At 43.0% G+C, this 25,019-nt stretch carries 28 protein-coding genes; 16 read left to right on the plus strand and 12 right to left on the minus strand.

The annotated features are described in order from the left end of the window. Positions 1–102: 102 nt before the first annotated feature. Entirely contained in the window at positions 103–735 is a 633-nt protein-coding gene (crp, locus tag ABWP91_RS15500) for a cAMP-activated global transcriptional regulator CRP (protein ID WP_004262556.1), read from the minus strand. Between the two features lie 355 nt (positions 736–1,090). Here crp and ABWP91_RS15505 point away from each other — a divergent pair, with 355 nt between their 5' ends. Beyond that, complete coding sequence (locus ABWP91_RS15505; RefSeq protein WP_353244013.1) at positions 1,091–1,492, plus strand: OsmC family protein; 402 nt, start codon at positions 1,091–1,093, stop codon at positions 1,490–1,492. Between the two features lie 90 nt (positions 1,493–1,582). On the opposite strand, the gene ABWP91_RS15510 is transcribed toward ABWP91_RS15505, so the two are convergent. Genes ABWP91_RS15510 through ABWP91_RS15520 form a run of 3 tightly spaced genes read right to left on the minus strand, consistent with a single transcriptional unit; the run spans position 1,583 to position 3,697 of the window. Beyond that, on the minus strand, positions 1,583–2,449 hold the full coding sequence (locus ABWP91_RS15510; protein ID WP_219245441.1) for a phosphoribulokinase: 867 nt from the start codon (positions 2,447–2,449) through the stop codon (positions 1,583–1,585). A gap of 58 nt (positions 2,450–2,507) precedes the next feature. Then, positions 2,508–2,717 carry a YheU family protein gene (locus ABWP91_RS15515; RefSeq protein WP_353244014.1) on the minus strand — a complete coding sequence of 70 codons (210 nt, stop codon included), beginning with the start codon at positions 2,715–2,717 and terminating at the stop codon, positions 2,508–2,510. Further along, the gene (locus ABWP91_RS15520; RefSeq protein ID WP_353244015.1) at positions 2,714–3,697 is read right to left on the minus strand and encodes a hydrolase; all 984 of its coding nucleotides are present in this window, start codon (positions 3,695–3,697) and stop codon (positions 2,714–2,716) included. The genes ABWP91_RS15515 and ABWP91_RS15520 overlap by 4 nt, the downstream gene beginning before the upstream one ends. A 101-nt stretch (positions 3,698–3,798) precedes the next feature. Here ABWP91_RS15520 and ABWP91_RS15525 point away from each other — a divergent pair, with 101 nt between their 5' ends. Next, a complete protein-coding gene (locus ABWP91_RS15525; RefSeq protein ID WP_219245444.1) occupies positions 3,799–4,404 on the plus strand; it encodes a LysE family translocator in 606 nt (201 codons plus the stop codon). A 44-nt stretch (positions 4,405–4,448) separates the two neighbouring features. On the opposite strand, the gene ABWP91_RS15530 is transcribed toward ABWP91_RS15525, so the two are convergent. The 4 genes from ABWP91_RS15530 to murQ form a co-directional block, all read right to left on the minus strand. Further along, positions 4,449–4,748 (minus strand): helix-turn-helix domain-containing protein, encoded by a 300-nt coding sequence (locus ABWP91_RS15530; protein ID WP_353244016.1) that lies wholly within the window; start codon positions 4,746–4,748, stop codon positions 4,449–4,451. Then, positions 4,732–5,094, minus strand: a complete 363-nt coding sequence (locus tag ABWP91_RS15535) for a type II toxin-antitoxin system RelE/ParE family toxin (RefSeq protein ID WP_353244017.1) — start codon at positions 5,092–5,094, stop codon at positions 4,732–4,734. Before ABWP91_RS15535 ends, ABWP91_RS15530 begins: the two co-directional genes overlap by 17 nt. Before the next feature lie 107 nt (positions 5,095–5,201). Further along, positions 5,202–6,671: a PTS N-acetylmuramic acid transporter subunit IIBC gene (murP, locus tag ABWP91_RS15540; RefSeq protein WP_353244018.1), complete on the minus strand. Its 1,470-nt coding sequence runs from the start codon at positions 6,669–6,671 to the stop codon at positions 5,202–5,204. Between the two features lie 27 nt (positions 6,672–6,698). Continuing rightward, positions 6,699–7,610, minus strand: coding sequence for an N-acetylmuramic acid 6-phosphate etherase (gene murQ, locus ABWP91_RS15545; protein ID WP_353244019.1), 912 nt, complete (start codon positions 7,608–7,610; stop codon positions 6,699–6,701). A 254-nt stretch (positions 7,611–7,864) separates the two neighbouring features. Here murQ and ABWP91_RS15550 point away from each other — a divergent pair, with 254 nt between their 5' ends. Continuing rightward, positions 7,865–8,725, plus strand: a complete 861-nt coding sequence (locus tag ABWP91_RS15550) for a MurR/RpiR family transcriptional regulator (RefSeq protein WP_353244020.1) — start codon at positions 7,865–7,867, stop codon at positions 8,723–8,725. Positions 8,726–8,829: 104 nt separating this feature from the next. Further along, positions 8,830–11,097, plus strand: coding sequence for an arginine decarboxylase (gene adiA / locus ABWP91_RS15555; protein ID WP_353244021.1), 2,268 nt, complete (start codon positions 8,830–8,832; stop codon positions 11,095–11,097). A 39-nt stretch (positions 11,098–11,136) separates the two neighbouring features. Here the strand turns inward: adiA and ABWP91_RS15560 are convergent, their stop codons facing one another. The 3 genes from ABWP91_RS15560 to ABWP91_RS15570 form a co-directional block, all read right to left on the minus strand. Then, positions 11,137–11,466: a HigA family addiction module antitoxin gene (locus ABWP91_RS15560; RefSeq protein ID WP_353244022.1), complete on the minus strand. Its 330-nt coding sequence runs from the start codon at positions 11,464–11,466 to the stop codon at positions 11,137–11,139. A gap of 98 nt (positions 11,467–11,564) precedes the next feature. Continuing rightward, the gene (locus tag ABWP91_RS15565; RefSeq protein WP_353244023.1) at positions 11,565–11,873 is read right to left on the minus strand and encodes a type II toxin-antitoxin system RelE/ParE family toxin; all 309 of its coding nucleotides are present in this window, start codon (positions 11,871–11,873) and stop codon (positions 11,565–11,567) included. A gap of 177 nt (positions 11,874–12,050) precedes the next feature. After that, positions 12,051–13,985, minus strand: coding sequence for an ABC transporter ATP-binding protein (locus ABWP91_RS15570; protein WP_353244024.1), 1,935 nt, complete (start codon positions 13,983–13,985; stop codon positions 12,051–12,053). Between the two features lie 151 nt (positions 13,986–14,136). Here ABWP91_RS15570 and kefG point away from each other — a divergent pair, with 151 nt between their 5' ends. From kefG to slyD, 4 genes are all read left to right on the plus strand, one after another. Beyond that, the gene (gene kefG, locus ABWP91_RS15575; RefSeq protein WP_219245452.1) at positions 14,137–14,691 is read left to right on the plus strand and encodes a glutathione-regulated potassium-efflux system ancillary protein KefG; all 555 of its coding nucleotides are present in this window, start codon (positions 14,137–14,139) and stop codon (positions 14,689–14,691) included. Continuing rightward, entirely contained in the window at positions 14,691–16,499 is a 1,809-nt protein-coding gene (gene kefB, locus ABWP91_RS15580) for a glutathione-regulated potassium-efflux system protein KefB (protein ID WP_353244025.1), read from the plus strand. The genes kefG and kefB overlap by 1 nt, the downstream gene beginning before the upstream one ends. Before the next feature lie 9 nt (positions 16,500–16,508). Beyond that, entirely contained in the window at positions 16,509–16,712 is a 204-nt protein-coding gene (locus tag ABWP91_RS15585; protein ID WP_206084808.1) for a YheV family putative zinc ribbon protein, read from the plus strand. 87 nt (positions 16,713–16,799) lie between these two features. Then, positions 16,800–17,405, plus strand: coding sequence for a peptidylprolyl isomerase (gene slyD, locus ABWP91_RS15590; protein WP_219245454.1), 606 nt, complete (start codon positions 16,800–16,802; stop codon positions 17,403–17,405). Positions 17,406–17,470: 65 nt separating this feature from the next. Here the strand turns inward: slyD and ABWP91_RS15595 are convergent, their stop codons facing one another. Beyond that, positions 17,471–17,692: a SlyX family protein gene (locus ABWP91_RS15595; protein WP_353244026.1), complete on the minus strand. Its 222-nt coding sequence runs from the start codon at positions 17,690–17,692 to the stop codon at positions 17,471–17,473. Between the two features lie 258 nt (positions 17,693–17,950). On the opposite strand from ABWP91_RS15595, the gene fkpA reads away from it, so the two are divergent. The 8 genes from fkpA to fusA all read left to right on the plus strand — a co-directional run bounded on the left by fkpA (position 17,951) and on the right by fusA (position 24,885). Continuing rightward, the gene (fkpA, locus tag ABWP91_RS15600; RefSeq protein ID WP_353244027.1) at positions 17,951–18,694 is read left to right on the plus strand and encodes an FKBP-type peptidyl-prolyl cis-trans isomerase; all 744 of its coding nucleotides are present in this window, start codon (positions 17,951–17,953) and stop codon (positions 18,692–18,694) included. Between the two features lie 1,072 nt (positions 18,695–19,766). Next, positions 19,767–20,471: a helix-turn-helix transcriptional regulator gene (locus tag ABWP91_RS15605; RefSeq protein ID WP_206084803.1), complete on the plus strand. Its 705-nt coding sequence runs from the start codon at positions 19,767–19,769 to the stop codon at positions 20,469–20,471. Continuing rightward, positions 20,468–20,872 carry a sulfurtransferase complex subunit TusD gene (tusD, locus tag ABWP91_RS15610; protein WP_353244028.1) on the plus strand — a complete coding sequence of 135 codons (405 nt, stop codon included), beginning with the start codon at positions 20,468–20,470 and terminating at the stop codon, positions 20,870–20,872. The genes ABWP91_RS15605 and tusD overlap by 4 nt, the downstream gene beginning before the upstream one ends. 16 nt (positions 20,873–20,888) lie before the next feature. Continuing rightward, on the plus strand, positions 20,889–21,248 hold the full coding sequence (gene tusC / locus ABWP91_RS15615) for a sulfurtransferase complex subunit TusC (RefSeq protein ID WP_353244029.1): 360 nt from the start codon (positions 20,889–20,891) through the stop codon (positions 21,246–21,248). Positions 21,249–21,305: 57 nt separating this feature from the next. Continuing rightward, positions 21,306–21,593, plus strand: coding sequence for a sulfurtransferase complex subunit TusB (gene tusB, locus ABWP91_RS15620; RefSeq protein ID WP_353244030.1), 288 nt, complete (start codon positions 21,306–21,308; stop codon positions 21,591–21,593). 136 nt (positions 21,594–21,729) lie between these two features. After that, complete coding sequence (gene rpsL / locus ABWP91_RS15625; protein ID WP_004265905.1) at positions 21,730–22,104, plus strand: 30S ribosomal protein S12; 375 nt, start codon at positions 21,730–21,732, stop codon at positions 22,102–22,104. A 97-nt stretch (positions 22,105–22,201) separates the two neighbouring features. Then, positions 22,202–22,672, plus strand: coding sequence for a 30S ribosomal protein S7 (rpsG, locus tag ABWP91_RS15630; RefSeq protein ID WP_219245461.1), 471 nt, complete (start codon positions 22,202–22,204; stop codon positions 22,670–22,672). A gap of 86 nt (positions 22,673–22,758) precedes the next feature. Beyond that, a complete protein-coding gene (gene fusA / locus ABWP91_RS15635) occupies positions 22,759–24,885 on the plus strand; it encodes an elongation factor G (RefSeq protein WP_353244031.1) in 2,127 nt (708 codons plus the stop codon). Positions 24,886–25,019 lie beyond the last annotated feature (134 nt).

A 25,019-nucleotide genomic window follows, 5' to 3' on the forward strand; every position in this document is an offset into this window, starting at 1 on the left:
TGATATATAAAACAATCGTATTTTGGGGAAATAGCGTTATACCCATGATACAACGCTATTTGAAAGTGTGCGCCCCACCAAGGGAGTGAGGCGAAAGGTTAATTATCGTGTACCGTAAACAACAATGGTTTTACCATGCGCGGAGATTAAGTTTTGATCTTCCAGCATTTTCAAAATACGGCCAACAGTTTCACGGGAACAACCAACGATTTGGCCAATTTCCTGACGGGTGATTTTGATTTGCATCCCGTCTGGATGCGTCATGGCATCAGGTTGTTTGGCTAGATTCAGTAACGTTTGTGCGATACGGCCTGTTACGTCTAAGAAGGCGAGGTTGCCCACTTTTTCTGACGTAGTTTGCAGGCGGCTTGCCATTTGCGCAGAAAGGCGCATTAAGATATCAGGGTTTACCTGAATCAATTGACGGAATTTTTTGTAAGAAATTTCAGCAACTTCGCAGGCGATTTTTGCTCTAACCCACGCAGTACGTTCTTGCCCTTCTTCAAATAATCCAAGCTCACCAATGAAATCCCCCTGATTCAGGTAGGAGAGGATCATTTCTTTGCCTTCTTCATCTTTGATTAAAACAGCCACTGAACCTTTAACGATGTAGTAAAGGGTTTCTGCTTTCTCACCCTGATGGATCAGTGTGCTCTTGGATGGATACTTATGAATATGGCAGTGTGACAAAAACCATTCAAGAGTAGGGTCTGTTTGTGGCTTGCCGAGAACCATTAGCGTTATCCTCTGTATGTTATTGCAGCCATCCGGAAAAGCGTACCAGAAAGGCTGGCTTTAAAGTCACTAGCTTAGCATATTAATTTGTCTTATATACCCTAAATAACAGGAAGAGCAACATTGCATCAATCGCTTTTCATGGTTAGGGGAAACAAACTGATATCAACACTATAATATAATCAAATACAACGTTGAGTTTTGATCTTAATCCTATCAACTAAGTATTGTTTGTAGCATATCCAATACAGAAAGTCTTCCCTGTATCGCTTCAGCAGAATAAAGCTGATATAACATTCATTATATCTATGGAACAATGTAGCCTTTAAATCGATTTCATTTCAAGGGGAATAAAATGGAAGCAAGAGTTAAATGGGTAGAAGGACTCACTTTTTTAGGTGAGTCAGCGTCAGGCCACCAAGTGATGATGGATGGTAACGCTGGCGATAAAGCACCAAGCCCAATGGAGATGGTTTTAATGGCTGCGGGCGGTTGTAGCGCGATTGACGTGGTATCCATCTTACAAAAAGGCCGTAATGACATTACCGACTGTGAAGTGAAATTAACCTCTCAGCGCCGTGAAGAGGCGCCACGTTATTTCGTTAAAATCCATTTGCATTTTATTGTAACAGGGAATGAATTAACGGATAAAGCCGTTGAACGTGCTGTTCAACTTTCGGCTGAAAAATATTGTTCGGTCGCATTGATGTTAGAAAAAACCGTCGAAGTGACCCATAGCTTTGAAATAAAAAATTAAAAATAAATTTAATTATTATTAATATATTTGAATGGAAAGATGCTTATCTTAATTATTGGTAAGCATCTTGTTTAATAATCAAAAAACAATTTAGCTATGTTTCTGGCTAATGAGTTTTTCAACTATTGGCGTCATAATTAATTCCATCGCTAAGCCTAATTTCCCGCCAGGTACAACAATAGTATTCATAGCGGAAATGAAAGAGCCGGATATCATTGATAGCAGGTAGGGGAAGTCGATTTGTTCAAGCCCACGAAAACGAATAACGATAAAGCTTTCATCTTGTGAAGGAATGGCTTTCGCTGAAAATGGGTTTGAGGTATCCACAGTCGGCACCCGTTGGAAGTTAATATGGGTACGAGAAAATTGTGGCGTGATGTAGTTAATGTAATCCCCCATCGAACGTACCACCGAATCCATTACCGCTTCTCGGGAGTGCCCACGCTCAGTGGTGTCACGGATAAGCTTTTGTATCCACTCTAAGTTTACGATAGGTACAACACCGACCAATAAATCAACATGTTGTGCGACATTGTGTTCAGGTGTCACTATCCCACCGTGTAGGCCCTCATAAAACAGCACATCCGTTTTTTCGGGTAACGATTCCCAAGGGGTGAACGTACCTGGTTGTAAACCATAAGGCACTGCTTCGTCGTAGGTGTGCAGGTATTTTCGTGATTTCCCACAGCCCGTTTTAGCGTAATCCACCAGTGTTTGCTCAAGTAGCGCGAAGTCATTGGCTTCTGGGCCAAAATAACTAATATGACGGCCTTGCTCTCTGGCTTTACGAATTGCCATATCCATTTCAGGGCGCGTATAACGATGGAAGCTGTCGCCTTCTAGCGTGGCAGATTGGATATTTAATTGATGGAATATTTTACGGAATGCTTGGCTAGTTGAGGTCGTACCAGCACCGCTTGAGCCAGTGATGGCAATGATCGGGTGTTTTTTGGACATAGCGGACTCCCTGTGTTGCGCTTATGGCCACTATTTCAGAAACAGCGAACGAAGCGGGTTAGCGGGCTTTAGGCATGAAATTAACGGATTCATGCAATTCTGACCAGACTAGCACAATTTCGCCAGAAACTAACTGCCGTTTCACATCGTTCACTTTATCTTGCAGGCTTTTTTCTTGGGCGCCGTAGTCGGTGCCTTCGCGTAACACATAGCTTTCAATCAGATTTTCCAGTGTTTCAGGCGCAATCTCTCGCCAAGGAATAATCATTCTTTTTCCTTATTTAAATAAGGGGTTAGCCATTGTGGAATTCGGGATTCTAGCCACATTTGGGGCTTTCTTAATGTCCCACTCACAAAGCCCACGTGGCCACCATGCTCAGTCATTTGATATTCCACATTTTTAGGTAAATGTGATAAATCAGGAACGACTTCAGGTGCCATAAAAGGATCATCTTTGGCATGAATGATTAACGTTGGTTTCGTAATATAGGCAAGCTTAGGGAGTGCGCTACATTTTTGATAATAATCCGTTGCATCATCAAAGCCATGAATGCGAGCGGTGATAACATCATCGAATTCACGAATACGTTTCAGTTGTTTTAGCTGTAATAAATTTAAGGGTAACGAACCAGGGTAGCGAACCAGTTTTCGAGTCGCATTGCGCTTTAAACCATTGAGCAGATAGCGTTGATAAAATTGGGAGATCCCTTTTTCCATACGCAATGAACAGGCTTCCAACATTAATGGTGCGGAGACCACCACACCTGCGTCGACATCTGCATTTTGACCGCTTTCAGCGAGATAACACGCTAACATATTGCCACCAAGGGAATAACCCACAGCCGCAGTTGGTGTATCACCAAAAGTTTGCTTGAGCCAGCGCAAAAAATAGCGCGCATCGGTGGTTTCACCTGAATGATAGATACGCTGCTGGCGATTCGGCTCACCGCTGCAACCACGAAAATGCATAATGACACCTAACCAACCTTGGTTTTGTGCGCTTTCTAACATGCCGTGGGCATAGGGGCTTTTAAAATTGCCTTCTAACCCATGAAAAATAACTAAACGCGGCTTATGTGCAGCGAGCTCAGGTTTTTCGCTCCAAGCAAGATCGATAAAATCGCCATCAGGCAATTCAAGTCTCTGCCAAAGAGGTTTAATTTTCGGTGTCCTGCGAAAAATTCTTGGCAACAACGTTTGGAGGTGTGGATTCTTAGCCCAACTTATCGGACGAAAGTTTTCTGACATAGCCTTATTTTATTTAATGGGGACTCTTGTGAGTCACATAACATACTGTTATTTTTTTGTGATGCAAGTAAACAAATTTGAGTTTGAGGATTAAAGTATAAATGACACTGGGGCTGATTTTTTCACTTTTTACATTTCTATTCATTGCAGCTGTCACACCCGGCCCTAACAATATGTTGCTGACCTCAAGCGCAGCAAACTATGGTTTTCGTCGTACTATCACACTCTGCCTAGGGATCATGCTAGGTATGCAGTCCATACTTTACCTCTCTGCATTTGGGATTGCTGCGCTTTTACTGCTATATCCTGCTATCCATATCGTCTTAAAAATTGCAGGGAGTATTTACTTATTGTGGCTTGCATGGAAAACCGCGACGGCAAATTATGCACCACTTAAAGCAAATAGCGAAGTGGCAAAAAGTGTGACTTGGTATCAGGGCGGCTTATTGCAGTTTTTAAACCCAAAAGCATGGATGATGGGGTTAGGGGCTGTTGGCGGGTTTAGCCTGCCCGGCGAGTTATTCACTCAATCAATTATCATGATGAGTATCGCTTTTGTGATTGTGAATTTGGTGGCAGGCCTTATTTGGATGGGGTTTGGTTCATTAATCAGTTTGTTTCTTCGTAGCCGCCGTGCATGGTTTATTTTTAACTGGACGATGGGATTGCTGACCGCACTGTGCGTACCATTGATTTGGTTGGAGTAATGCCTGTACCCAAGAAGCTAAGTATGCTTAGCTTCTTGGCATATCTATATATGAAAAATATGGTCGTGACCCGTTGGTAATTCGATAGTTAGGCTAAGTTTCCCGCCCATCGCTTCGACGTAGCGTTTTAACGTGGCAAGTTTTAGGTCATTTCCCCGTTGTTCAATTTGTGTAATCGCAGGTTGTGAAATACCCAGGTTTTCAGCTAGCATTTTTTGGGAAATATTCAGTTCTTCTCGTAATAACTGGAGGCCTGTTTCGAGTACCATTTCTTCAGTTAAGGCTTTGATTTTAGATTGACTTTGAGGGGAACGTTCAGCAATTGCGTCACGCAGTGTTTTCATTTTTTTTCTCCATGAGTGCAAGGTATGCCATAAATTCATTATCAGCAATTTGAATCATTGTTTGATAAAAACGTTTGTTATTACTTTTATCTCCTGCGTATAACACAATAGCTTGACGTTTGAAATCAAAGGCAAAAAATGCGCGTAGAGCCTTCCCCGAATGTTGAATTCTTGACTCTTTCATATTGCTATATTTTGAGCCTTTAATGGTATCAGCATAGGGACGAGGCAGTTTAGGACCATAGGTTTCTAGGTTCCCAAGAGCGGCTAAGACTTTCTCTTGAATGGGTACGTTTTGCTTATTTAGCCAATTTTCAAAATGAGAGGTTAATATTACTGTCCACACGATGCATCCTTGCATAAGTGATAATCTATTGTTAAATCTATAAGCTACAACTTATATTGTCAAAGCAAAAAAGCAGCCATCAGGCTGCTTTTTTGCTTTGAGCGAGATTAACTTAAATCGACGCCTTTACTGCCAAATAGGTACGTAAAAAGGAAACCACAGACATACGAAACCAATATGCCGCCCGCATATACTGCCATCCCAGCGAGAACGCCTTGCCCTGAGGTCATTAAGGGAATGGCTATTAACCCCGATGGGCCAAACACGGTATTTAAACCGACAGGCAGTCCCATCCATGCCACCGCACCGATAAAGAACCCTCCTGCCGCGCCACCTAAACACGCAGTGACAAATGGTTTAACACGGGGGAGTGTGACACCGTAAATCAGTGGCTCACCAATGCCTAAGAAGCCAGGGAACAGAGCACCACCGATTTGACCACGGGTTACTGAGCCTTTTTTCGCTTTCACATATAAAGCAAGCGCTGCACCGACTTGGCCTGCACCGGCCATCGCGAGTATCGGGAATAGCGAGTTAAACCCTTGAGCGTCCACTAAGGCAACGTAAACAGGGATAAACCCTTGGTGAACCCCAAACATCACCGCGATCAAGAACAGCCCTGCTAAGACTGCGGTGCCTATAGGGTTACCATTTAAGTGCATAAATAACCACGACATTCCGTCGAACAGCCAAACACCAATCGGCATGATAAAGATAAAGGTTGCTGCACCAACAATTAACAAAGTAATAGTTGAGGTCAGAATAATATCAAGGCTGGATGGAATAATTTTACGGACTTGTTTTTCTACCCACGCACCGAAAATACAGGCAATTAGAATCCCTATGATGTTACCGCGAGGGTCAATGTGCCAACCAAAGAAGTTCGACATCCCTGAATAGAAGCCTTTTGTTGCCTCAGGGTCGTAGCCTAAAATAAATAAGGCGGCAATAATTGCACCGTTAACACCGCTCCCCCCAAAGGCTTTCTGGGCGTTGTAGCCAATTAATAGCCCCATAAAGGTAAATAAACCTTTACCGAATATGGCGAGGTAGGCAATAGCGCTTTTTAACCAGCCCAACTGCTGGGAGTCTGGTGGGAACAAGTTTTCATTGGCGACTAACAGGCCAAGTAATGACGCGATCCCCATCAATAGACCCGCCCCAATAAACCCAGGAATTAATGGGGTAAAGATAGTGGCAAATTTTGAGAGAAAACGGTGTACTGCGCTGGTTTGTTTCTTTTTCAGCTGCTGCTTATTGGCAGAGGCAATTTCGTTGAGGTCTTGGGTTTGATGAGGCTGTTCATCATGCTCATCTTCTTCATCCTCTAATATTTTGTTCATTAAGTCCGCAGCGGTTTGGGCTTTACCCGGGCCAAGAACAATTTGCAATTGTTCGTCACTTTCAATAACGCCAAGCACGCCTGCGATTTGTTTGAGTGCGGTTTTATCAACGAGTTGCTCATTGTTGAGTGTGAGCCGTAAGCGAGTCATACAGTTGCCCGCTAATTTAATATTGCGACGACCCCCAGCCTGTTGCAGGATCTGCTGCATCATTTCTATTGTTATTTTAGCCATACTATTTTTCTCATTAAAATCCGCGGATTAGGCGGAGGATGCCATCTTGAGTGCTGTACGAATAAAACCGTTATTGTTTGAGAGCAGTTGACGAGCCTCATCGGCATTCAGGCCCGATAACACCATCAAAATGGCCGTCTTACAGTGTCTGTCACATTGTTGAAGTGCGTTTTCAGCGGTGGTTCGGTCGCAGTCAGTTGCCTCCATAACAATTTTAGTTTGTCTTTCAATTAACTTGGCATTCGTGGCTTCGACATCCACCATCAAGTTACCAAATACCTTGCCGATGCGGATCATCGCGCCTGTGGTGATCATATTCAGAACTAATTTTTGAGCCGTGCCTGCTTTCATGCGAGAAGAGCCTGTGACGACTTCTGCGCCAACGACAGGGGTGATTGCGATATCAGCCGCATTGGCGATGGGACTATTTGGGTTACAGCTAATAGCTGCGGTGGTAGCGCCGACAGAGTTTGCGTAGGCTAAAGCGCCTAATACATATGGGGTACGCCCACTTGCCGCGATACCAACTAGCACATCGTTTTCATTAAATTGGATATTTTTCAGGTCTTGCTCACCTAGCTCTGGTTTATCTTCCGCATTTTCGACAGCGCGGAAAATAGCTTGATGGCCACCAGCAATGAGGCCGATGACTTGTTCATGAGGTGTTCCATACGTTGGTGGGCATTCACTGGCATCAAGTATGCCTAAACGCCCTGATGTGCCTGCGCCTGAGTAAACCAATCGACCGCCTTTTAGAAATGCATCTGCAACTTTGTCAACCAACTGTGCAATTTCAGGGAGCACTTTTTCAACCGCTAACGGAACGAGTTTGTCCTCATTATTAATCACATGCAGCATATCAACCGTTGAAAGCTGGTCGATATTAGTACTGGCTGCATTACGGCTTTCCGTTACCATTTTGCTTAAATCGATAGTCATAAAAATTGCTCCTAATTCAGATATTGTGCTAATACTAAGGAATTATTTATTCCTTTGGTGTGATTGAGATCACGCCGATATCTATTCTAATTTGCGAATATAAAGGAATATTATGTAAAAAATCTCAGGTTAAAAAATGGCTTTATATTGAATTTATTTAGTTATTTTTCACGTATCGATTAAGTTTGGTAGGAATAATTTATTATTCTTTTTTTTTGAAGACTTGAAATGAGCACCTGTTTGGAGATATCACCATGACATTACTGGACGTCATTACATATTCACTACCGAGATTAGCCGATAATCAACGTAAAATTGCGCAATTTATCCTTGAAAATCCAGAAAATATACTGAGTTTGTCTTCATCGGAGCTGGCCGAAAAACTAAATGTTAGCCAGTCTGCTATTGTGAAGTTTAGCCAAAAAGTGGGGGTTAAGGGGTACCCAGCCCTGAAATTGGCACTGAGTGAAATCATTGGGCGCCAGAAACTCAATGAAGGGACGGCTCATACTGCATTACATAATCGCATTGCGCCAAATGATAACTTGATGGTGGTGGCACAAAAACTGGCGATGGAGAAAAACCATTCGATTACTGAGACAACAAAGCACATTGATTTCAAACAGTTTGAACGGGTTGTGGAGTTAATCGATAAATCACAACGAGTACAAATCGTGGGGATCGGCGGCTCGGGGTTAACGGCGAAGGATTTAAGCTACAAGCTACAAAAAATCGGGATCACCACATTAGTTGAATTTGACCATCATGTACAAATTGCAGCGGCTTTAACGTTAAATTCCAATGATGTACAGATTGTGATTTCGTTTACGGGCAAGCGGAAAGACATGCTGAGTGCGGCGAATATTGCGCGTAAGCAGGGCGCATCGGTTATTGCTATTACGCGTGATCGGCATTCACCGCTGGCACAACTCTCTGATTACGTAATTGAAAGTATTGCAGAAGAAGATGAGTGGCGTAGTTCCTCTATTTCATCCCGAACTGCACAAAACACCATAACCGATCTCATTTTTATGGCATTGCTGCAAAAACGCGAGGCTAAAGCCAAGTCGTTAGTTATGAATGCGAGAATGGCAATCAATAATTTAGATGAATAGTCTTTTGTCTTATAACTCATCGATAACTTTGCAATAAATATATATTTGCGTTAAGACTAAAGTCATAAGTATTTAAATTTGAAATATTCAAAGGGGAATTATTGATGAGAGCACTCATTGTTTATACTGAGCTAACTGACGAAGATTCCGTTATTAGCCACGCCGTTGCAAGGCTGGCAAGTGAATTGAACGATGAACACGTTGAAACCGTGATTATTCGCGATTTTGAAGATGGTATGGCTTACATTCGTTCAAACACCAGTATTGATTGCTTGCTATACGGCCGCGATATGTCAGACAAGCAAGAACAAACTCAAGCTCATCAGTTAATTACCCAACTTCACCGTCGACAAGAAGATGTGCCTGTCTTCTTGCTGAGTGATCGTGAGGAAGCACTAACGGCTTTTGACCGGAAAATGATGGAGCAAGTCGATGAATTTGCATGGATTTTAGAGGATTCAGCCGACTTTATTGCAGGGCGTGTCCTTGCTGCGATTATTCGCTACCGTGCGCAGTTGCTGCCGCCATTAATGAAAAGCTTAATTAAATACAGTGATATACACGAATATTCGTGGGCGGCACCGGGGCACCAAGGCGGCGTTGGCTTTACCAAAACACCGGCGGGGCGTATTTATCACGACTTTTTTGGTGAGAATTTATTCCGCACCGATATTGGCATTGAGCGAGTCGCAGTGGGGTCATTACTTGACCACACTGGGGCATTTGGCGAATGTGAAAAAAATGCGGCGCGCATCTTCGGGGCTGACCAATCTTACTCTGTAGTTGTTGGCACATCGGGTTCTAATCGAACGATTATGCAAGCCTGCATGACCGATGAAGACGTTGTGGTCATCGACCGAAATTGCCATAAATCGATTGAACAAGGATTGATTTTGACAGGGGCTAAGCCAGTGTACATGACTCCAAGTCGCAATCGCTATGGGATTATTGGCCCCATTTACCCGAAAGAGATGACACCTGAAGCTATTGCAGAAAAAATTGCTAAAAACCCGCTAACATCGGACAAAATCGGTAAGCGTCCGGCTTATAGTGTTGTTACGAACTGTACCTATGATGGCGTGTGCTACCATGCGCGCAAGGTACAGGATTTACTGGATAAATCCTTAGATAGAATCCATTTCGATGAGGCGTGGTATGGCTATGCGCGTTTTAATCCGATTTATCATGACCATTTTGCCATGCGAGATGAACCGAGAAATGGCGATGAACCGACCATCTTCGCCACACACTCTACGCATAAATTATTAAATGCGTTATCCCAAGCATCATTTATTCACATCAGAAATGGCCGAAATTCGATTGATTTCAATCGCTTTAATCAAGCTTATCATATGCATGCCACCACCTCGCCGCTGTACGCGATTTGCGCCTCAAACGATATTGCAGCGGATATGATGGATGGTAATAGTGGGCGTTCACTTACCGACGAAGTTATTCGTGAATCTATCGATTTTCGTCAATCACTGGGTTACTTGTATAAAGAGTTTCTCAATGATGATGAATGGTTCTTTAAGCCATGGAATCAGGAGATGGTGAAAGACCCTGCGACAGGGAAACGTTATGCCTTTGAAGATGCCCCTGTTGAGTTGCTGATGAAAGAGCAGAGCTGCTGGGTAATGAACCCTGAGGATAAATGGCACGGTTTTAAAGATATCCCTGAAAACTGGGCGATGCTTGACCCGATTAAAGTCAGTATTTTGTCACCAGGAATGGGGGATAATGGCAAGTTGCTGGACACAGGGGTTCCCGCAGCGTTGGTCACAGCATGGTTAAATCATTATGGTATTGTGCCAACACGGACAACTGATTTCCAAATTATGTTCTTGTTTTCTATGGGGATCACCAAAGGTAAGTGGGGGACTTTGGTCAATGCGCTGCTTTCCTTTAAACGCCATTATGACAATAACACGGGGTTAAAGAAGGTGCTGCCAGAAGTGGTGGAAAGCGCCCCTGAAATATATGGCCATATGGGACTGCGTGACTTAGGCGATAAAATGTTTGCTTATCTGCAAAAAAATAACCCTGGTGGGCAATTAAACCAAGCCTATGAACAACTGCCTGAAGTGATGATGAGCCCACGGGATGCGTACCAAGAAATTGTCGCTAACCGTGTGGAAGCCGTCCCGCTCGATAAACTCGCAGGGCGTATTGCCGCCAATTCGATTATTCCGTATCCACCGGGTATCCCGATGTTGCTATCAGGGGAAAGCTTTGGAGATAAAAACAGCCCACATATTGGTTACTTACACAGCCTACAAGCGTGGGATAGTGAGTTCCCTGGTTTCGAACATGAAACCGAAGGAACTGAAATTATCGATGGGCAGTATTATGTGATGTGTGTGACGAATTAATGCTAAAAATCCCCTCATCTCATCATGAGGGGAGTTAAATTAAGCAATTTCTTTCGCTTTTTCATTTAAAAAATCTTTATAAAATATGACGTTATTTATTTCCGCCTGTAGTCGAGGATCACTTCTTACTTCCCAAATATCAACAGCTTGTTGAAGATTTAACCAATAGTCTTTGCTGGTATTAAAAGCTTTTGCAAGTTTGAAGGCCATATCGATAGATAATTTTCGATTATTATTCACTAATGCGCTAATGGTATTTCTATGAACGCCGAGTAGCTCAGAAAGCTCGTTAATTTTCATACCTGTGGGTATGAGATATTCATAAAGTAACACGTCACCAACACTTGCGGGTTTTCGCATCGCTTGCATGGTTTTCTCCTTGTCATCTTTTTCGAACAAAATTAATTATTTTTAGGTATGGTAAGCTCGCAGGTGATAGAACCTAGTTACCATTCACTTATTCGGTGTTAGACGTCTTTATGAGGATCTAGGTATAGATCTTTGATACCATTTTCCCATTTAAAAATTAAACGATATTGGTTATTGACTCTTATTGAGTAGTAGCTTTCCAACGGTGAGTTTAATTTTTTCAGCCTATTACCTGGTGGGCTTTTTACATCATTTAAAATAATGGCTGCATTCAACATATCCAATTTTCTAGCAAGTACAGCTTGAATGTTTGAAGGTATCGCCTTATGAACCGTGCCGTATTGATAGAATAAACCTAAGTATTTTTCTCTAAACTGTAATTTGCAGTCATCCTCACTCTGTTGCATTTTCACTCCTTGAAAAATGGCAAAGATGTGGCATTGTAGCAGCACGTTTTTAATTGCACAACTGCACTGTGCATTTATGCAATTAAGAGGGTGGATAACCAAAATTAGGGTAAATAAAAAGCGCTTATCTGATCAAGGAACAAGCGCTTTTTTGAGTGTTAATTAGTGGAGGAATAACTAGCCAGCCTCAAACTCACGGGTCATCACTTCCAGCTTTTCTTGCAGTTCCATCCATTCCATTTCAACGTCTTCAAGGGCAGATTTTTGCTCCGTTTGTTTTTTCAAACACTCGGTCAGCTCCGCTTTTTTATCTTGCTCATAAATTGCGGCATCAGAAAGTTTCGCTTCTAACTCGCTCAGTGATGTGGAATATTTCTCCATCTGCTTTTCCAACTCCGTAATTTTTTTACGGATTGGTTGAGTCAGTTGGCGAAACTCCGCTTCACGACGTTTTTGATCTTTTCTATCTTGCGCAGTGACTGTTGCCGCCGCTGCAGGTTTGTCTTTTTCTTGCTGGTCACGCACTTGCTGCAATTCAAGCTTGTTTTGCTCGGCAAGCCATTGTTGGTAATCTTCTAAATCACCATCAAATTGTTCTACTGCACCGCCGTGAACTAAATACAGTTCATCAGTGGTAGTGCGTAGTAAGTGCCTATCATGGGAAACGACGACTAATGCACCTTCGAATGCCATCAAGGCTTCGGTGAGGGCTTGGCGCATGTCTAAATCCAAGTGGTTGGTTGGCTCATCGAGTAACAACAGGTTCGGGCGTTGCCAAACAATCAGCGCTAACACCAAACGTGCTTTTTCTCCGCCAGAGAAACGACCGCTCGGGTCTGTCACTTGGTCACCTTTAAAACCAAAGCCACCTAAATAATCACGCAGCTGCTGCTCTGTTTGTTCAGGGGCAAGGCGTGCAAGGTGCTGCAAGGGGGACTCTTCTGGGTGCAAATATTCCAATTGGTGCTGGGCGAAATAGCCCAACTTGATACCTTTGGCGAGGGATATTTCCCCTTGTAACGGCGGTAAATCACCTGCTAACATCTTAATTAACGTAGATTTACCTGCGCCATTGCGACCCAGTAATCCAATGCGTGAACCTGGAACCAGATTCAGTTTAATTGATTGTAAAATAATTTTTTCACCGTAACCTGCGCTTACTTTTTCCATCTTTAATAATGGATTTGGCAGACTTTCAGGCTTACGGAATGAAAAATGGAAGGGGTTATCCACGTGTGCAGGTGCCACCATTTCCATTTTTTCCAACATCTTAATACGGCTTTGCGCTTGTTTTGCTTTGGTGGCTTGCACTCTAAAGCGGTCAATATAGCTTTGTAAGTGTGCGGCTTTAGCCTGCTGGCTTTCATACAGTGCTTGTTGCTGAGCCAGCTTTGTTGCGCGCTGGCGTTCAAACGACGAGTAGTTGCCCGTGTATTCGAACATCGTTTCTTGTTCGATATGCAACACTTTATCAATAATTGGATCGAGGAAATCCCTATCATGGGAAATTAAGATTAACGTGCCTTGGTAGCTTTTCAGCCATTTTTCCAGCCAAATCACGGCATCTAAATCAAGGTGGTTGGTGGGCTCATCGAGTAGCAGCAAATCAGAGCGGCAAAGTAGCGCCTGCGCGAGGTTCAAACGCATCCGCCATCCACCGGAAAACGATTTCACCGGGGAGTCTAATTGCGCTTGGCTGAAACCTAAACCATGAAGCAAACTGGATGCACGCGAACGGATTGTCCATGCATCGATAGCATCTAATTGCCCATGGACGACAGCAATGGCGTGACCATCATTTTTTTCATTAGCTTGGACCAGTTTTTGCTCAAGGGCACGAAACTCACGGTCACCGTCAATGACATATTCGAGTGCTGGCACATCTAATGCAGGGGTTTCTTGGTTGACCCATGCCATAGACCAGTTGCTTGGAAACGTTGCCGAGCCTGCTTCAGCCTGTAGCTCGCCTTTTAACAGCGCAAGCAGCGTCGATTTACCGCAGCCGTTTTTACCCACTAAACCAACTTTTTGGCCAGGGTTAATCGTCGCCGTGGCATTGTCCAAAAGAACACGAACGCCTCGACGAATTTGGAGTGAAGAGAAAACAATCATAGCAACCGTCTATTAAAAATATGTTAAATTACCAACGTATATACGTTCGAATAATAATACGAATACTGCAATATTTAGGGCGTAAACTCTATTTAGCAGGCAGCATGGTAACGGAAAATGTTCCGTCTGACACGCCTTTGAGGAGGGAAAGATGTCAAATACACCAAAAGTACTGGTGGTCTATGCCCACCCAGACCCTGATGAATCTATCGCCAACAAGGCGTTGCTTGATGCGGTGCGCGATTTTGAACATGTCACGGTGCATGATTTATACGCGACATACCCCGATTATTTTATTGATGTGACTGCGGAGCAAAAGCTACTGTGCTTGTATGATGTGATTGTTTTTCAGCATCCGCTCTATACTTATAGTTGCCCCGCATTATTGAAAGAGTGGTTTGATCGTGTATTAACGCGCCGTTTCGCCACGGATATGGGGTATCAAAAATTAAAAGGCAAATATTGGCGCTCAGTGATTACAACAGGTGAGCCTATCCATGCCTACCAACACGATGGGTACAATCGTTACCCTTTAACAGAAATACTTCGTCCATTTGAATTGACCGCATTGATGTGTGATATGCAATGGCTGGAGCCGACCATTATTTATGCGGCACGTCGGCAGCCTAAAGCCCATTTTCAACAGCTGATTGATGACTACCGCCAATGGATACAACAACCGCTAAGTGCGGGAGGGCTTTCCTAATGTCAGATATGGGATTATTTGAATCTGTCATCATTTTCCTCTGTGCAGGTGTCATCATGGTGCCTATTGCCCAGAAAATTCGGTTGGGCGCGGTACTTGGGTATCTATTGGCGGGGATTATGATTGGGCCATTTGTACTTGGCTTTATCCATAATGTTGATGATATTTTGCACTTCTCTGAAATGGGCGTCGTGTTCCTCATGTTCTTAATTGGTTTGGAGTTAAAACCCTCTAAGCTATGGGAGCTGCGGCGTTCGATTTTTGGCGTAGGCACCGTTCAAGTGGTGATTACTGCGGCAATCATGGCATCACTGCTGTTTTTAGCCAAATTTTCGTGGCAAGCCGCCATTGTTGGGGGGCTAGGGATGGCGATGTCATCGACGGCGATGGCATTGCAACTGATGAACGAAAAGGGAATGTCGAATAAAGAAAGCGGCCAGCTCGGTTTTTCCGTTTTGTTATTCCAAGATATGGCGGTGATCCCGATCATGGCGTTAATCCCCTTATTGGCAGGGGACACGGCAACCAGTGATTGGCAAAAGATAGGCTTAAAAGTTGTCGCTTTTGTCGGACTGTGGGTGGTGGGGCGCTACTTATTACGTCCGCTGTTTAGGCTAGCCGCAAAATCGGGTGTACATGAAATTTTTACCGCCGCCGCGCTCTTAGTGGTATTAGGTTCGGCGTTGATTATGGAAAGCCTCGGTTTTTCGATGGCGTTAGGCACCTTTATGGCGGGAGTCATGTTGGCAGAAACAGAATTTCGCCATGAACTGGAAATCAACATTGAGCCATTTAAGGGCTTACTATTGGGGCTATTTTTTATCTCCGTGGGTATGTCGCTTAATTTACAGGTATTGTGGACCTATTTACCACAAGTATTGATTGCGGTAGTGGTTTTAGTGGCAGTTAAAGCCTTGGTGCTGTACTTGCTTGGTTTTGCTGCTCGACTACGTAACGGTGCGCGAGCCCAATTTTCAGGTGTCTTAAGCCAAGGTGGTGAATTTGCTTTTGTCATTTATGCCACGGCTTTTGGGGCGAGTGTGATTGATGAGCGCCAAATGGACCTTTTGCTGGTGGTGGTCACACTTTCGATGATGACAACGCCACTTGTGATGCAGCTGATAGATGCCTATTTGAACTACCGTTATAATCAGCAGCCCGCATCCAGTGAAAAACCTTTTGTGGAAGATAACGACCCGCATGTTATTTTGGTTGGATTTGGCCGCATGGGGCAAGTGGTTGGGCGTTTATTAATGGCGAATAAAGTCAAAATCACGGTACTGGAACAAGATGTGACTGCGATTGGCACAATGCGGCGTTATGGCTATACCGTGTATTACGGTGATGCGCGGGAGCTGCAATTACTGCGCTCAGCAGGGGCGGATAAAGCTAAAGCCATCGTGATAACGAGTGATGTGCCAGAGGAAGTGATGGAAATTGTGCGAATTTGCCAAGAAAATTTCCCTAACTTGCATATTATTGCTCGAGCAAAAGGCCGTTTGGAAGCGCATGAATTGTTGCACAGTGGTGTGACTGATTTTAGCCGTGAAACATTCTCTAGCGCCCTTGAGTTAGGTGGCAAGGCATTAATTAGTACCGGTATGCATCCACACAAAGCTTATCGGGCAAAACAGCATTTCCGTCGTTTAGATATGCGCATGTTGCGGGATGTCTATCCCGAAGGTGAAAATAGCGATAGCGGGCAAATTTCACGTGTGAAAGAAGCGCGTCGTGAGCTCAACGAGCTATTTGAAAAAGAGATGCAAAGAGAACACCGACAGCCACATAGCTGGAACAATGAACAATAAGGGTAAGAAATGGCTTCAACTCGTAAGCGTTTTATTGCAGGCGCAACCTGCCCGAAATGCCAATCACAAGATACGTTGATGATGTGGCGTGAAGATAAAATTGATGTGGTCGAGTGCGTCAATTGTGGCGACCAGCAGCGTCAAGCGGGGGAGGTTGCCACTGAACACGTGAGACAAAAAGAGCAAGTAATTGGTATTTTTACACCTGAATAAGAGAAATTTGTCAATTCTCAATACATCATCATTGTTTTTCGGTACAATTGGCAAAAAATTTTCCCCTTACGGGTAGTAGGAGATGTCATGAAAGTAGCAAAAGACTTGGTGGTCAGCTTGGCTTATCAAGTAAGAACAGAAGACGGTGTTTTAGTTGATGAGTCCCCAGCAAGTGCGCCACTGGACTATTTGCACGGCCGTGGTTCTTTAATTTCTGGTCTAGAAAAAGCGTTAGAAGGCCGCTCTGTTGGTGAAAACTTCGATGTTGAAGTGGCTTCTGACGATGCATACGGTCAATACGATGACAACTTAGTTCAACGCGTTCCTAAAGACGTCTTTATGGGTGTTGAAGAGTTGGAAGTTGGTATGCGTTTCTTAGCTGATACTGACATGGGCCCAGTTCCTGTCGAAATCACAGGGATTGAAGGCGACGAAGTTATCGTTGACGGTAACCACATGTTAGCAGGCCAAAACCTGAAATTTAATGTTGAAGTCATGGGCATCCGTGAAGCAACAGAAGAAGAAATTGCACATGGCCACGTTCATGGCGCAGATGGTCACGACCATGACCACGACCACGAAGGTGGTTGCTGTGGCGGTGGCGGTCATAGCCACGGTTCAGAAGGCGGTTGCTGTGGTGGTGGCGAAGGTCACGGCCACGGTCACAAACAAGGCGGCTGCGGCTGCCACTAATACGTCGTATTAGTGTTTGTTGAAGAATAAGAAAAGGAAGCGAAAGCTTCCTTTTTTTGTTGCTATCAGTAATGTGGCGGCGGTGTTTCTTCTTCTGGTCGCGCCAAAAGGGAATCTTGCGACGATTTCAGTCTTTCCGTCACGATGCGTAAATGTTCCTGCATCCGCGTCAACTGCATTTGTTGGTCAGTAATCACCTGATTAAGCTGTTCGATGGCTAATTCTTGGAAAGCCACTTTGCTTTCTAAAAGTTCTAAACGTTGTTCGAATGAATGAGACGAGTCCATTTTCGACTCTCCTTAGGCGTTTTCATCATAATCAAACCATCATAATAACCGAACATTACAAATCAACAGATAAGTTTTAGTTAAACATATAGGCGATGAAACCTCTTTTTGTTAATGTTGTCTGAAGAAATGATTATACTGTTTCTAACACATATAAATAATGAGCACCCAAAGCATTAGGGGCATTATCATAAAATGAATGGTAAACGTTGGGTTTACTGTTCAAATAGGTTCGTATTAAAATCATCGGAGATTAGGATGAAATCACTGTTTAAGGCAAGTCTTCTGGCAACAACGTTGGCACTTACTTTCACTGCTCCGCAAGTTATGGCAGCGGAAGCCAAAGCACAAAGTAGCGCATTTAAAAATGCGGAAGAGCGCAATGCTTATGCACTGGGCGCTTCTTTAGGTCGCTACATGCAGAATTCATTAGAAGAACAAAAAACCATTGGTATTAACTTGGATAACGCACAATTATTAGCGGGTGTTCAAGATGCATTTAATGGCAAAAGCAAAATGACCGATGCTGAAGTTGAAGAAACACTGCGTCAGTTCGAAGGGCAAGTGAAAGCAGCTGCCGATAAAAAAATGAAAGATGAATCAGCTAGTAATGAGAAAAAAGGGGCTGAATATCGTGAGAAGTACGCTAAAGAAAAAGGCGTAGTGAAAACCAAATCTGGCTTACTGTACAAAATTGAAAAAGACGGTACAGGCGCTAAACCTAAAGCTGATGAAACTGTTGTTGTTCACTACAAAGGCTCTCTGATTGATGGTACTGAGTTCGATAGCTCTTACTCACGTAACGAGCCACTGACTATCCCATTAAACTCAGTCATTAAAGGCTGGACTGAAGGTTTAGTAAACCTGAAAAAAGGCGGCAAAATGCAGTTAGTGATCCCAGCTGATTTAGCCTATGGCGAAAACGGCGTTCCGGGTATCCCAGCTAACTCAACTTTAGTTTTTGATGTTGAATTATTAGATATCAAACCAGCTGCTAAATAAAATAGATTTTAGTTGTCATCAAGCCTGAGGCATTTGTCTTGGGCTTTTTTATGCAAATAAGAAAATTAATCTATACATGGTTATCGATTAAACCACACTAAAAATTAAGATACTTTTGTTTTTTGCCATGAAAGCTCCTTATTTAAAAATAAAGAAAATACAGTGGATAATACGGTTAAGAATATAAAATTTTTAGGTGAATTTCTAATGATATGGAAAGGCGTAAAATATGAAATATCAATATTTGACAAATAGAATACAAAAAGGTTAATCAAGTCAACGATTAATATTAATGAAATGGCTAACACAAAAGTACGTTTAAATATGGATTTAATATGTAATGAATAATTTAGTACAGAGGTAAGTAGCAGTGAGCGCATTACCATAATCAGTAAGGTAAAGACGATTGAATAGATAGTCAGCTCATCAACATATATTGTGACAGCACCTGTGATGATCAGTAATAAGTCATATATTTCACTAAATGAAACTATTAGGAAGTAAATAATTAGCATGTGGGTTTTTCGTTTAATCAAAATAAACCTCATTAATTAATTTGGCATGTGGATAGAATTAAATCATTATTAAGTTTGAATGATTAAATATAATATCTTGATACTATTCTGGCTAAATAAAATGGTAAGAAATTATAATTTTATTGTTTTAATTATGGTTTCGATTTAAATGTATTATTAATAAAACTCATTAAAGAGAATGAAAAATTTATATTTACCGGCAAGTAAGTTGTTTTTTTCGTTATAAATTATGCGGAATCAAGGCTTATGATCCAGTTTTAGATAAGTCACTGCCTGGCGTGGCAACAGAGTCTAACCGTGGTGAATTTTCGGCAAAAAAATCCCCAAATTGTTTAAAACTTGTGATAAAACAGACTGTCTTGCATTCATTCGCTTGACGGCGACGTCTTGGAGTTTTAACTTCAGAAGACTCTATTTTATTATTTATCATCACGATTGTTGATTATACGCGGTGCAGTAAAGGCAAATTAGTCGAATAATGAATGCCTTATTAGTCAACTGGATGAAATGTTTACATTAGAAGGATGATGTTGAAAATGTCAGATTCTTTACAGTCACACGACCTCAGCGATATTAATATACTGGATAACCAGCCTTTTGCTGAAACCGACCACGAAATCTTAAAATCATATGAAGCGGCGGTTGATGGCTTAGCAATGCTAATTGGTGGGCACTGTGAAATCGTTCTTCACTCATTGGAAGACCTGAATTGCTCTGCGGTGAGGATTGCTAACGGTCAGCACACAGGGCGTAAAATTGGCTCCCCAATTACTGACCTTGCGCTGCGTATGCTGCACGATATGGCAGATGAAGAATCTAGCGTCTCTAAAGCCTACTTTACTAAAGCGAAAAGCGGCGACTTAATGAAATCAGTGACGATTGCGATCCGCAACCGTAAGCAGCGTGTCATTGGTTTACTGTGCATCAATATGAATTTAGATGTACCTTTCTCCGAAATTATTCAATCGTTTGTTCCAGAAACAAAACAAGAAGTGACTTCAGATGTGAACTTTGCCTCATCTGTTGATGACTTAGTCGCTCAAACATTAGAGTACACCATTGAAGAAGTGGGCGCGGATCGTAACGTATCGAATAATGCGAAGAATAAACAAGTCGTTCTGAACCTCTACGAAAAAGGTATTTTCGATATCAAAGATGCGATTAACCAAGTGGCAGATCGCTTAAATATCTCAAAACACACCGTTTATTTATACATTCGTCAGTTTAAGAGCGGTGAATGAGTCACGCTAATCCATTAACGTACTGCATCTTGGTGACGGGCCCAGCGTATGGGACGCAACAAGCTGCAAGTGCGTATCAATTTGCTAAAGCCCTTCTTGCAGAAGGGCACACGTTAAAAACCGTATTTTTTTATCGTGAAGGTGTGCTGAACGCAAACTTACTCACATCCCCCGCAACGGACGAATTTAATTTACTCGCGGCTTGGCAGCAATTGGCAAAAGAGGCGGGTTGTGAAATGCACATTTGTGTTTCTGCGGCGCTACGACGTGGTGTGGTTGATCAAGAACAGGCTCAAAACTTATCATTATCCACTAATAATTTGGCGGATGGGTTTATGATGAGTGGGTTAGGTAGCTTAGCTGAAGCGATGATGACAGCAGATAGAACCCTTCAATTTTAGGAAAGTAAGGTATCGCGTGAAAAAAATCGCCTTCGTTTTTACAACAATGCCCCATGGAAGTGCAAGTGGGCGTGAAGGGTTGGATGCCTTGCTGGCAACATCTGCGTTAACGGATGAAATTGAGGTGTTTTTTATTGCTGATGGCGTTTTTCAACTGTTAGCAAACCAGCAACCTAAAGCTATTCTTGCACGGGACTATATCGCAACATTTAAAATATTGCCGCTATATGACATTGAAAATACTTATCTTTGTCAGGAATCACTTCAAGAACGCGGATTATCAGAAATAAACGAGTTTGTACTTGCTCCTAAAATTCTCAGCGCACGTGAAATTCAGCTAAAATTAGCCGATTGTGATGTGGTATTGAAATTTTAACCAATTGTTCATATTTTAAGCTTGGGTTGCGTTTTGATCTATAGTAGGATCGTTTCTATGCTTTATACATTAGCAACATCTCCGTTTAACTGTGATTTTCCGGCCATACTTCGCCTAATTACAGATAAAGACGCGGTTTTATTGATGCAAGATGGCGTGGCTACTGCAATATCGCAGTCACCTTACCTTGATGCATTACAAAGAACGGGGGCACAATTATATGCCTTGGATGTCGATATTAACGCTCGAGGGTTGCAAAATACCCTATCACCCGCCGTTTCTGTGGTCACATATCAAGGTTTTGTGAAGCTAACCGAAGTCCAAAAACAACATTTTGCCCTATAAAGGCACTAAAAGTTGTATATTTCTTGACACCTGACTCAGTCGGCAATAAAATTTCGCGTCCTCGTGTATCGTCATGTTGGCGAACGAGGTTAAAATCCGTGTTTACGAAGCAAAAAAACCAGGAGCTTTTTTAATAATGGCAACTATTAATCAGCTGGTACGCAAATCTCGTAGCTCGAAAGTTGTTAAAAGCAACGTTCCAGCACTGGAAGCTTGCCCGCAAAAACGTGGCGTATGTACTCGTGTATATACTACCACTCCTAAAAAACCAAACTCAGCATTACGTAAAGTATGCCGTGTTCGTTTAACGAATGGTTTCGAAGTATCTTCCTACATCGGTGGTGAAGGCCACAACTTGCAGGAACACTCCGTAATCCTTATCCGTGGCGGTCGTGTTAAAGACTTGCCAGGTGTGCGTTATCACACCGTTCGCGGCGCACTGGACTGTTCCGGTGTTAAAGACCGTAAGCAAGCTCGTTCTAAATACGGCGCGAAAAAACCTAAGGCTTAATGGATTACCGTTAAGTAAGGCCAAACATTTTAATCTTAATGTCAAAATACTCTCGTAGAGTTTTGGACAAACCTGAATTAACAACGGAGTCATATCCATGCCACGTCGTCGCGTAATAGGTCAACGTAAAATTCTTCCAGATCCTAAGTTCGGATCAGAATTACTGGCCAAGTTTGTAAATATCCTGATGGTAGACGGGAAAAAATCTACTGCTGAAGCAATTGTATATACTGCGCTTGAAACTCTGGCTCAGCGTTCTGGTAAAACTGAACTTGATGCATTCGAATTAGCACTGGATAACGTGCGTCCGACTGTGGAAGTTAAATCCCGCCGTGTTGGTGGTTCAACTTACCAAGTTCCAGTTGAAGTTCGCCCGGTTCGTCGTAATGCCCTGGCAATGCGTTGGATCGTTGATGCTGCTCGTAAACGCGGTGATAAATCTATGGCACTTCGCCTAGCAAATGAATTATCAGACGCTGCTGAGAACAAAGGTTCATCCGTTAAGAAACGTGAAGACGTTCACCGTATGGCAGAAGCTAACAAGGCGTTCGCACACTACCGTTGGTAATCTCTTACCAATCTTAGTGATGTATCTCAGGGTAGCTTTCAGCTGCCCTTTATATGAAGAATTGAACGCCCACGAGAGAGGAAAAAATGGCCCGTCAAACGCCCATCGCGCGCTACCGTAATATCGGTATCAGCGCACACATCGACGCAGGTAAAACCACTACTTCTGAACGTATTCTGTTCTATACTGGTGTAAACCATAAAATCGGTGAAACCCACGAAGGTTCAGCAACAATGGACTGGATGGAGCAGGAGCAAGAGCGTGGTATTACTATCACATCTGCTGCGACTACTGCATTCTGGTCTGGTATGGCAAAACAGTATGAGCCACACCGTGTAAACATCATCGACACCCCAGGACACGTTGACTTCACAATCGAAGTAGAACGTTCTATGCGTGTTCTTGATGGCGCAGTAATGGTTTACTGTGCAGTTGGTGGTGTTCAGCCACAGTCTGAAACTGTATGGCGTCAGGCTAACAAATATAAAGTTCCACGTATCGCGTTCGTTAACAAAATGGACCGTATGGGTGCGAACTTCTTACGTGTTGTTGAGCAATTAAAAACACGTTTAGCTGCTAACGCAGTTCCACTGCAATTACCAGTCGGCGCAGAAGAGTCGTTCACTGGTGTTGTTGACTTGCTGAAAATGAAAGCAATCAAGTGGAGCGATGAAGACCAGGGCGTTACCTTCGAATACGAAGATATCCCTGCGAACCTGCAAGAAGCAGCTGAAGAGTGGCACAACAACCTGATCGAAACCGCAGCAGAAGCATCAGAAGAACTGATGGAAAAATATCTGGGCGGTGAAGAACTGACTGAAGCAGAAATTAAAGCTGCATTACGTCAACGTGTTCTTGCAAGCGAAATTATCCTGGTTACCTGTGGTTCTGCATTTAAGAACAAAGGTGTTCAGGCGATGCTGGATGCAGTTATCGATTACTTACCAGCACCAACAGACGTACCTGCAATCAATGGTATGCTGGACGATGGTAAAGACACGCCTGCTGAACGTCATGCAAGTGATGAAGAGCCGTTCTCATCTTTAGCATTTAAAATTGCAACTGACCCGTTCGTTGGTAACCTGACATTCTTCCGTGTTTATTCCGGTGTTGTTAATTCAGGTGATACTGTACTGAACCCAGTTAAATCTAAAAAAGAACGTTTTGGCCGTATCGTTCAGATGCATGCTAATAAACGTGAAGAGATTAAAGAAGTTCGCGCTGGTGACATCGCGGCGGCAATTGGTCTGAAAGACGTTACTACTGGTGATACTTTGTGTGCGATTGATGCACCAATCATCCTGGAGCGTATGGAATTCCCAGAGCCAGTAATCTCTGTTGCAATTGAACCAAAAACGAAAGCTGACCAAGAAAAAATGGGTATTGCATTGGGCCGTTTGGCGCAAGAAGATCCATCTTTCCGTGTATCAAGTGATGAAGAGACTAATCAGACTATCATCGCGGGTATGGGTGAGCTGCACTTAGACGTTCTGGTTGACCGTATGCGTCGTGAATTTAAAGTTGAAGCGAACGTTGGTAAACCTCAGGTTGCTTACCGTGAAACAATCCAGATCGAAGCGAAGGATGTTGAAGGTAAACACGCTAAACAGTCTGGTGGTCGTGGTCAGTTTGGTCATGTCGTTATTGACATTTTCCCACTGGACAAGAAAGACAAAGACGGTGCTGAGATGAACTATGAGTTCATCAATGAAATCAAAGGTGGTGTGATTCCAACTGAATTCATCCCTGCGGTTGACAAAGGTATCCAAGAGCAGCTGAAATCTGGTCCATTAGCGGGCTACCCAGTCGTAAAATTGGGTGTTCGTCTGCATTACGGTTCATACCATGATGTTGACTCCTCTGAGCTGGCGTTTAAACTTGCGGCATCGATCGCGTTTAAAGAAGGCTTCAAAAGAGCTAAACCTGTTCTGCTTGAGCCAATCATGAAAGTCGAAGTGGAAACACCAGAAGACTACATGGGTGATGTAATTGGTGACCTGAACCGTCGTCGTGGTATGATTGAAGGTATGGATGACTTAGCTACTGGTAAAGTCGTTCGTGCACAAGTACCATTGTCCGAAATGTTCGGTTATGCTACTGACCTGCGTTCTCAGACACAAGGTCGTGCTTCATACTCTATGGAGTTCCTGAAGTACAATGAAGCACCAAACAACGTTGCACAAGCTGTTATCGAAGCTCGTAACGCTAAATAATCGATTTTAAATCGATTAACTACTTTAATTTAAGTTCCTTCTTTATCGTGAAGAGGGAACTCCATAAGGAATAGAGTCGTGTCTAAAGAAAAATTTGAACGTTCAAAACCGCACGTTAACGTTGGTACTATCGG

The sequence above is a fragment of the Providencia sp. genome, from assembly GCF_040396775.1.
GTDB lineage: Bacteria > Pseudomonadota > Gammaproteobacteria > Enterobacterales > Enterobacteriaceae > Providencia.

Coding starts and splice junctions, on each gene's coding strand:
- tusD (WP_353244028.1), top strand. CDS start 20,468: ATGAGTCACGCTAATCCATTAACGTACTGCATCTTGGTGACGGGCCCA.
- kefB (WP_353244025.1), top strand. CDS start 14,691: ATGTCAGATATGGGATTATTTGAATCTGTCATCATTTTCCTCTGTGCA.
- kefG (WP_219245452.1), top strand. CDS start 14,137: ATGTCAAATACACCAAAAGTACTGGTGGTCTATGCCCACCCAGACCCT.
- ABWP91_RS15515 (WP_353244014.1), bottom strand. CDS start 2,717: ATGATTATTCCTTGGCGAGAGATTGCGCCTGAAACACTGGAAAATCTG.
- ABWP91_RS15510 (WP_219245441.1), bottom strand. CDS start 2,449: ATGTCCAAAAAACACCCGATCATTGCCATCACTGGCTCAAGCGGTGCT.
- rpsL (WP_004265905.1), top strand. CDS start 21,730: ATGGCAACTATTAATCAGCTGGTACGCAAATCTCGTAGCTCGAAAGTT.
- ABWP91_RS15560 (WP_353244022.1), bottom strand. CDS start 11,466: ATGCAAGCGATGCGAAAACCCGCAAGTGTTGGTGACGTGTTACTTTAT.
- ABWP91_RS15505 (WP_353244013.1), top strand. CDS start 1,091: ATGGAAGCAAGAGTTAAATGGGTAGAAGGACTCACTTTTTTAGGTGAG.
- tusB (WP_353244030.1), top strand. CDS start 21,306: ATGCTTTATACATTAGCAACATCTCCGTTTAACTGTGATTTTCCGGCC.
- ABWP91_RS15530 (WP_353244016.1), bottom strand. CDS start 4,748: ATGAAAACACTGCGTGACGCAATTGCTGAACGTTCCCCTCAAAGTCAA.
- ABWP91_RS15605 (WP_206084803.1), top strand. CDS start 19,767: ATGTCAGATTCTTTACAGTCACACGACCTCAGCGATATTAATATACTG.
- ABWP91_RS15520 (WP_353244015.1), bottom strand. CDS start 3,697: ATGTCAGAAAACTTTCGTCCGATAAGTTGGGCTAAGAATCCACACCTC.
- ABWP91_RS15565 (WP_353244023.1), bottom strand. CDS start 11,873: ATGCAACAGAGTGAGGATGACTGCAAATTACAGTTTAGAGAAAAATAC.
- fusA (WP_353244031.1), top strand. CDS start 22,759: ATGGCCCGTCAAACGCCCATCGCGCGCTACCGTAATATCGGTATCAGC.
- ABWP91_RS15585 (WP_206084808.1), top strand. CDS start 16,509: ATGGCTTCAACTCGTAAGCGTTTTATTGCAGGCGCAACCTGCCCGAAA.
- slyD (WP_219245454.1), top strand. CDS start 16,800: ATGAAAGTAGCAAAAGACTTGGTGGTCAGCTTGGCTTATCAAGTAAGA.
- murP (WP_353244018.1), bottom strand. CDS start 6,671: ATGGCTAAAATAACAATAGAAATGATGCAGCAGATCCTGCAACAGGCT.
- crp (WP_004262556.1), bottom strand. CDS start 735: ATGGTTCTCGGCAAGCCACAAACAGACCCTACTCTTGAATGGTTTTTG.
- ABWP91_RS15550 (WP_353244020.1), top strand. CDS start 7,865: ATGACATTACTGGACGTCATTACATATTCACTACCGAGATTAGCCGAT.
- adiA (WP_353244021.1), top strand. CDS start 8,830: ATGAGAGCACTCATTGTTTATACTGAGCTAACTGACGAAGATTCCGTT.
- ABWP91_RS15595 (WP_353244026.1), bottom strand. CDS start 17,692: ATGGACTCGTCTCATTCATTCGAACAACGTTTAGAACTTTTAGAAAGC.
- ABWP91_RS15570 (WP_353244024.1), bottom strand. CDS start 13,985: ATGATTGTTTTCTCTTCACTCCAAATTCGTCGAGGCGTTCGTGTTCTT.
- fkpA (WP_353244027.1), top strand. CDS start 17,951: ATGAAATCACTGTTTAAGGCAAGTCTTCTGGCAACAACGTTGGCACTT.
- rpsG (WP_219245461.1), top strand. CDS start 22,202: ATGCCACGTCGTCGCGTAATAGGTCAACGTAAAATTCTTCCAGATCCT.
- ABWP91_RS15525 (WP_219245444.1), top strand. CDS start 3,799: ATGACACTGGGGCTGATTTTTTCACTTTTTACATTTCTATTCATTGCA.
- murQ (WP_353244019.1), bottom strand. CDS start 7,610: ATGACTATCGATTTAAGCAAAATGGTAACGGAAAGCCGTAATGCAGCC.